The sequence below is a fragment of the Dyadobacter sp. genome (assembly GCF_051859145.1).
Classification (GTDB): Bacteria; Bacteroidota; Bacteroidia; order Cytophagales; family Spirosomataceae; genus Dyadobacter.
Window position 1 is genome coordinate 1 of the sequence record NZ_JBHYGF010000378.1, and the last position, 4,105, is coordinate 4,105.

Annotated in this window: 6 protein-coding genes; 2 read left to right on the forward strand and 4 right to left on the reverse strand. The window is 47.3% G+C overall.

What is annotated here, in order from left to right; translation table 11 throughout:
• Positions 1 to 492 (forward strand): NAD-dependent epimerase/dehydratase family protein (locus ACTIE6_RS19435; RefSeq protein WP_439558226.1); only part of this gene is annotated, 492 nt, incomplete at its 5' end.
• 148 nt (positions 493 to 640) lie between these two features.
• On the opposite strand, the gene ACTIE6_RS19440 is transcribed toward ACTIE6_RS19435, so the two are convergent.
• A complete protein-coding gene (locus tag ACTIE6_RS19440) occupies positions 641 to 1,042 on the reverse strand; it encodes a VOC family protein (protein WP_439558227.1) in 402 nt (133 codons plus the stop codon).
• Between the two features lie 111 nt (positions 1,043 to 1,153).
• Positions 1,154 to 2,263, reverse strand: coding sequence for an outer membrane protein assembly factor BamB family protein (locus ACTIE6_RS19445; RefSeq protein WP_439558228.1), 1,110 nt, complete (start codon positions 2,261 to 2,263; stop codon positions 1,154 to 1,156).
• A gap of 223 nt (positions 2,264 to 2,486) precedes the next feature.
• Here ACTIE6_RS19445 and ACTIE6_RS19450 point away from each other — a divergent pair, with 223 nt between their 5' ends.
• The gene (locus ACTIE6_RS19450; protein WP_439558229.1) at positions 2,487 to 2,915 is read left to right on the forward strand and encodes a VOC family protein; all 429 of its coding nucleotides are present in this window, start codon (positions 2,487 to 2,489) and stop codon (positions 2,913 to 2,915) included.
• Positions 2,916 to 3,082: 167 nt separating this feature from the next.
• Here ACTIE6_RS19450 and ACTIE6_RS19455 read toward each other — a convergent pair whose 3' ends face one another.
• Together ACTIE6_RS19455 and ACTIE6_RS19460 are read right to left on the reverse strand one after the other, a co-directional pair.
• On the reverse strand, positions 3,083 to 3,460 hold the full coding sequence (locus ACTIE6_RS19455) for a Rid family detoxifying hydrolase (RefSeq protein WP_439558230.1): 378 nt from the start codon (positions 3,458 to 3,460) through the stop codon (positions 3,083 to 3,085).
• A 115-nt stretch (positions 3,461 to 3,575) separates the two neighbouring features.
• The coding region (locus ACTIE6_RS19460) for a T9SS type A sorting domain-containing protein (protein WP_439558231.1) at positions 3,576 to 4,105 on the reverse strand (530 nt) is incomplete at its 5' end.

Here is a 4,105-nt window from a genome sequence, read left to right on the forward strand (position 1 = left end):
ACGGCGCATGTTTATAATGCCGATAACCCGCATCCGGGCCGGGAGGACGATCCTCTTGCTCCCGAGCTTGCCTATCCGGCGAGCAAGCTGGCAGCGGAGCAGGCATTGCGTGCGAGCGGACTTAATTGGGCTGTGCTGCGGTTTCCTTTTGTATATGGTGATGGAGATGAACATATCGCCATGTTACCTGAGCACGTTCTGGGAAAGTGGCACCCGGCGGCCAGAATGAGCATTATCCACCATATCGATATCGCGAATGCGATCAAAATGGCCCTGACCGGGAAGATAGACGGGCATGTTGTGAATATTTCCGACGAATGCCCGATGTCCGTTTACGAGCTGCTGCAGTTGATAGGTGTAAAAATGGAGTCTTCATCAAAACCGCTCACTGATCCCTGGCATTTGCAAGTGGATAGTTCACTGGCGCGGAGCCTGGGCTTTCAGGCAGAGGTACGGACTGTGTATCAGGCTGTCCGGGGAAAACTGTTGTAAGGGTTCATCCTACAACCGGGAAAGTCCCGCCAGCGCTGTCTCTCGACTCGCTGCGGGACTTTCGAAATACCAGGCAGGTAATAGCTATTTATTATTTAACAACTATATGTGTTTTGCATCGCTTGTGCTCACTCCGAGGCAAACCAATCTATTTGAAACGCGCTGTTGCTTCTTCGGTAATGGGCGTGAAAAAATTGATCAGGTTACCATCAGGATCCCGGAACAAGAGTGACCGGTTACCCCAGGGCATTGTTGTTGGTTTTTGTACGATTGCGTCTTTAAGGAAATCAGATAGTTTTTCATAATGCGCATCTACATCCTCAACCCGGAATTCCAGGATTACAGACCGGTTTGTTGAAGGCATTGCCACACTTTCGCCACCAAAAAAGTGGAGTGTACGCGTGCTGCCGATCGCTAATGTGGCCAGTGGAGTGCGGAATTCCGCGAAATCATCGGTGAGCCGGTGCGCATCACATCCGGTGATCTGTTGATAGAAGTCGATAAGTGCATGGATGTTGCCGGTGATAATCCGTGTTGAATTGAATGTCATAGTTAATGAGGATTAATTATTTCTTCAAAACAACATGTACCGCATGACAACAGTGTGTCAGCAGCGCGGGTTAGCCATAAACTTTTCCTTTAGCACCTAAATGGAACCAGCTCAATGCTGCGCTCCGCTTATTCCAGGGTGTACGATCGTTCCGCTTTTTGTCACCACACAGGCAGAGGATATAACATTTTCGCCTGTTTGAAAAACCCACTTACTTGCTCCTGTTGCCGCATCAATCGCTTGAAGGTTCTTTCCGCTGCCCAGGTACACTACACCATCGGCAGCGGTTGGACTTGAATACATAATAGGCTCGCCAGCGAATTCCCATTTTTTCCGGCCTGTTGATGCATCTACTGCATAGATTTTACCATTGGCGCCGCCTGCATACACAACGCCGTCGCTCACCGCAGGACTGGACATCGTGCCGTTACCCATTGAGAATTCCCATTTCTTTGCTCCGCTGGCTGCATCCAGGGCATAAAGTGTCCATGCAAAATTGGTTGTATACACCACGCCATCTACTACGGTCGGACTCGCATCAAAAAGCGCAGGGGCTTTAAATTCCCATTTTTTCGCACCGGTTGCCGCATCAACGGCATAAAGCATTCCCCCGAAATCGCTTGCATAAACCACACCTTGGGCTACAGTAGGACCGGAGTATGCACTTGCGCCGCTCATTGCAAATGCCCATTTTTTCGTACCCGTGACAGCATCGAGTGCATACAGCATTTTGTCTTGACTGCCTACATACACAATTCCATTCGACACTGTCGGGCTGGAATGAACTTCGCCTTCTGTAATAAACTCCCATTTTTTCGTGCCAGTAGCAGCATCAACCGCGTATATCTTCTTGTCTGCACTGCCCACATACACGATTCCATTCGCTACCATCGGACTGGAATAAATATCTCCGTTTGTAACAAACTCCCATTTTTTCACGCCGGTAGCTGCGCTTATTGCATATAGTTTATTGTCTATGCTACCAACATATACAATGCCATTCGCAATCGTGGGGCTGGAAAAAATAGCATCTCCCGTTTGAAAAGCCCATTTTTTAAGGCCGGTGACTGTACTGACAGCATAAAGGTTTTTGTCGTGACTACCCACGAATACGGTTTCAGTGATGTCAGGTTCGGCGGGTTGCGGGGGATCTTGATTTTTCTTGCAGGATGTAAAAATTTGGACGAAGACCAGGAACGTAAACAGGTGAGCGAATTTCATTAGATTGTTTTGGAACGTAGTAAATGGTAAGAGTAAAGACGCACTTTGGCGCTATTTACCCTCTAAATTGTCGCATTTGCACAGGTACAAATGCCGTACTAAATTTCACATTTGCATGGTCATCGAGATGCTGATTGCAGCGATAGTAGCCGTAGCATTTATATCAGTGTCAAAATGAAATGCTAAACAGCCTGGACAAAAAATCAAAACCTAAAATACCATTATGAGAACAATCAATCCCTGGATCAACTTCAATGGAAATGCCGAAGAGGCTTTCACTTTTTACAAATCTGTTTTTGGTGGAGATTTTACAAAGATCATTCGTTTCAAAGACCTCGCAAGCGACGAATTCCCGATACCGGAGAGCGAAGCAGATAAAATCATGACGATTGTTTTGCCAGTAGGAAAACACAATGTATTAATCGCCAATGATGTTCCGGAATTTATGGGACGGGTAAATGAAAATGAAAACCGGTCTAAAATATCACTCAGCGCAGAAAGCCGCGAGGAAGCAGACCGGATCTTCAATGCATTATCAGCCGGCGGGAGCATCGAAGGGCCCATTGACGAAAGCCCCTGGGGCACTTACGCGGGAATGCTCAGAGACAAGTATGGGATTGAATGGATCGTAGAGTTTGATCCGGCTTATTGAGGATGGAAATGGTCAAACTCAGGTAACTAAGCAGCCACAGAGTGGCTTCCTGTTTATAGGAAGGAACATAATAACAAGCTCCAACCGGCTCCTGCGGAGCCTCCCTGATATCGGCTGATTCAGGAAGCTCCGCAGGGAACCGTAAAGCGCTCCGGAGAGTTTGAGTTTTAATTAGCTTCTAACCTCAGGCTCGCCATGGTCGTTAATTCAACGCGCGCCTGCTTGGGCAGTCCCGCTACGGCTATGCAGGTGCGGGTTGGGAACCGGTCTGTGAAATAAGTCTGGTAAACCGCATTCAGCTCGTCGAAATACCGCATATCTGTCAGGTATACCGTTACACTCACAATGTGGCTGAAAGTCAGACCGTGCTCTTGAAGGATTGTCTCAATATTTGTAAATACCTGTCTTACCTCATCCTGGAAAGAAGTAGTTACCAATTGTCCGCCAGCCGATCCGATCTGACCAGAAATGAACAAGAACCCGTTGGAAACCAAAGCTTTCGAAATAGGAACTGCCGGTGCAGCAGCATTTTCAGTTGTACTCATGTGATTAATTACCATTTTAAATGTTTGCTTCTGGCTGCCAATTTATCCCCTTTGTGTGAAAGAAACTGATCTATTCGGGTTAAAAAACAGAATTGCCAGTCTGGCTCACCCGTCGCTATTCCTTCATGACCCTTAGCTGCACTGCTCCTTCTTTCGATTTCACATGAAGCAGATAGAGACCGCCGGGCAGCTCCGGGGCACCGATTTGAACATCCAGAGCAGATGTAACTTCCCGAATTTTGATTTGCTTGCGAACTTTGCCGGAGATATCTATCACATCAATCTCGACAGGGCCTTTCACCACACCCTGCGGTTCAAGTCTGAAAACATCACGCGATGGATTTGGAAAAACGCGCCAGTCTGTTAGTGTATTGAAGATAACCGGTCGCACCGACGAGTAGGTGAAACTGCCATCCGCATCAACCATTTTTAAACGATAGTAAAGTGTGTTGCTAAAAGTCGATTTCTCGTCAATGAAAATGTACTGCTGAACTCCCTGCGCCGCTTTGCCTTTGATCATACCCAGATCGGTAAACAATCCCTTTTTCAGGTTCTCTGAGCCTACCGCCACCTGGACAACAAAGTGACTGAATGCCTTTTCCGAAGCAGTTGCCCATTTCAGTTGAACTGTCGTATGCTCACCTG

What these genes read in the sequence shown, in the direction of transcription:
- ACTIE6_RS19440 (WP_439558227.1), bottom strand. Translation starts at nt 1,042, where the DNA reads ATGACATTCAATTCAACACGGATTATCACCGGCAACATCCATGCACTT.
- ACTIE6_RS19445 (WP_439558228.1), bottom strand. Translation starts at nt 2,263, where the DNA reads ATGAAATTCGCTCACCTGTTTACGTTCCTGGTCTTCGTCCAAATTTTT.
- ACTIE6_RS19450 (WP_439558229.1), top strand. Translation starts at nt 2,487, where the DNA reads ATGAGAACAATCAATCCCTGGATCAACTTCAATGGAAATGCCGAAGAG.
- ACTIE6_RS19455 (WP_439558230.1), bottom strand. Translation starts at nt 3,460, where the DNA reads ATGAGTACAACTGAAAATGCTGCTGCACCGGCAGTTCCTATTTCGAAA.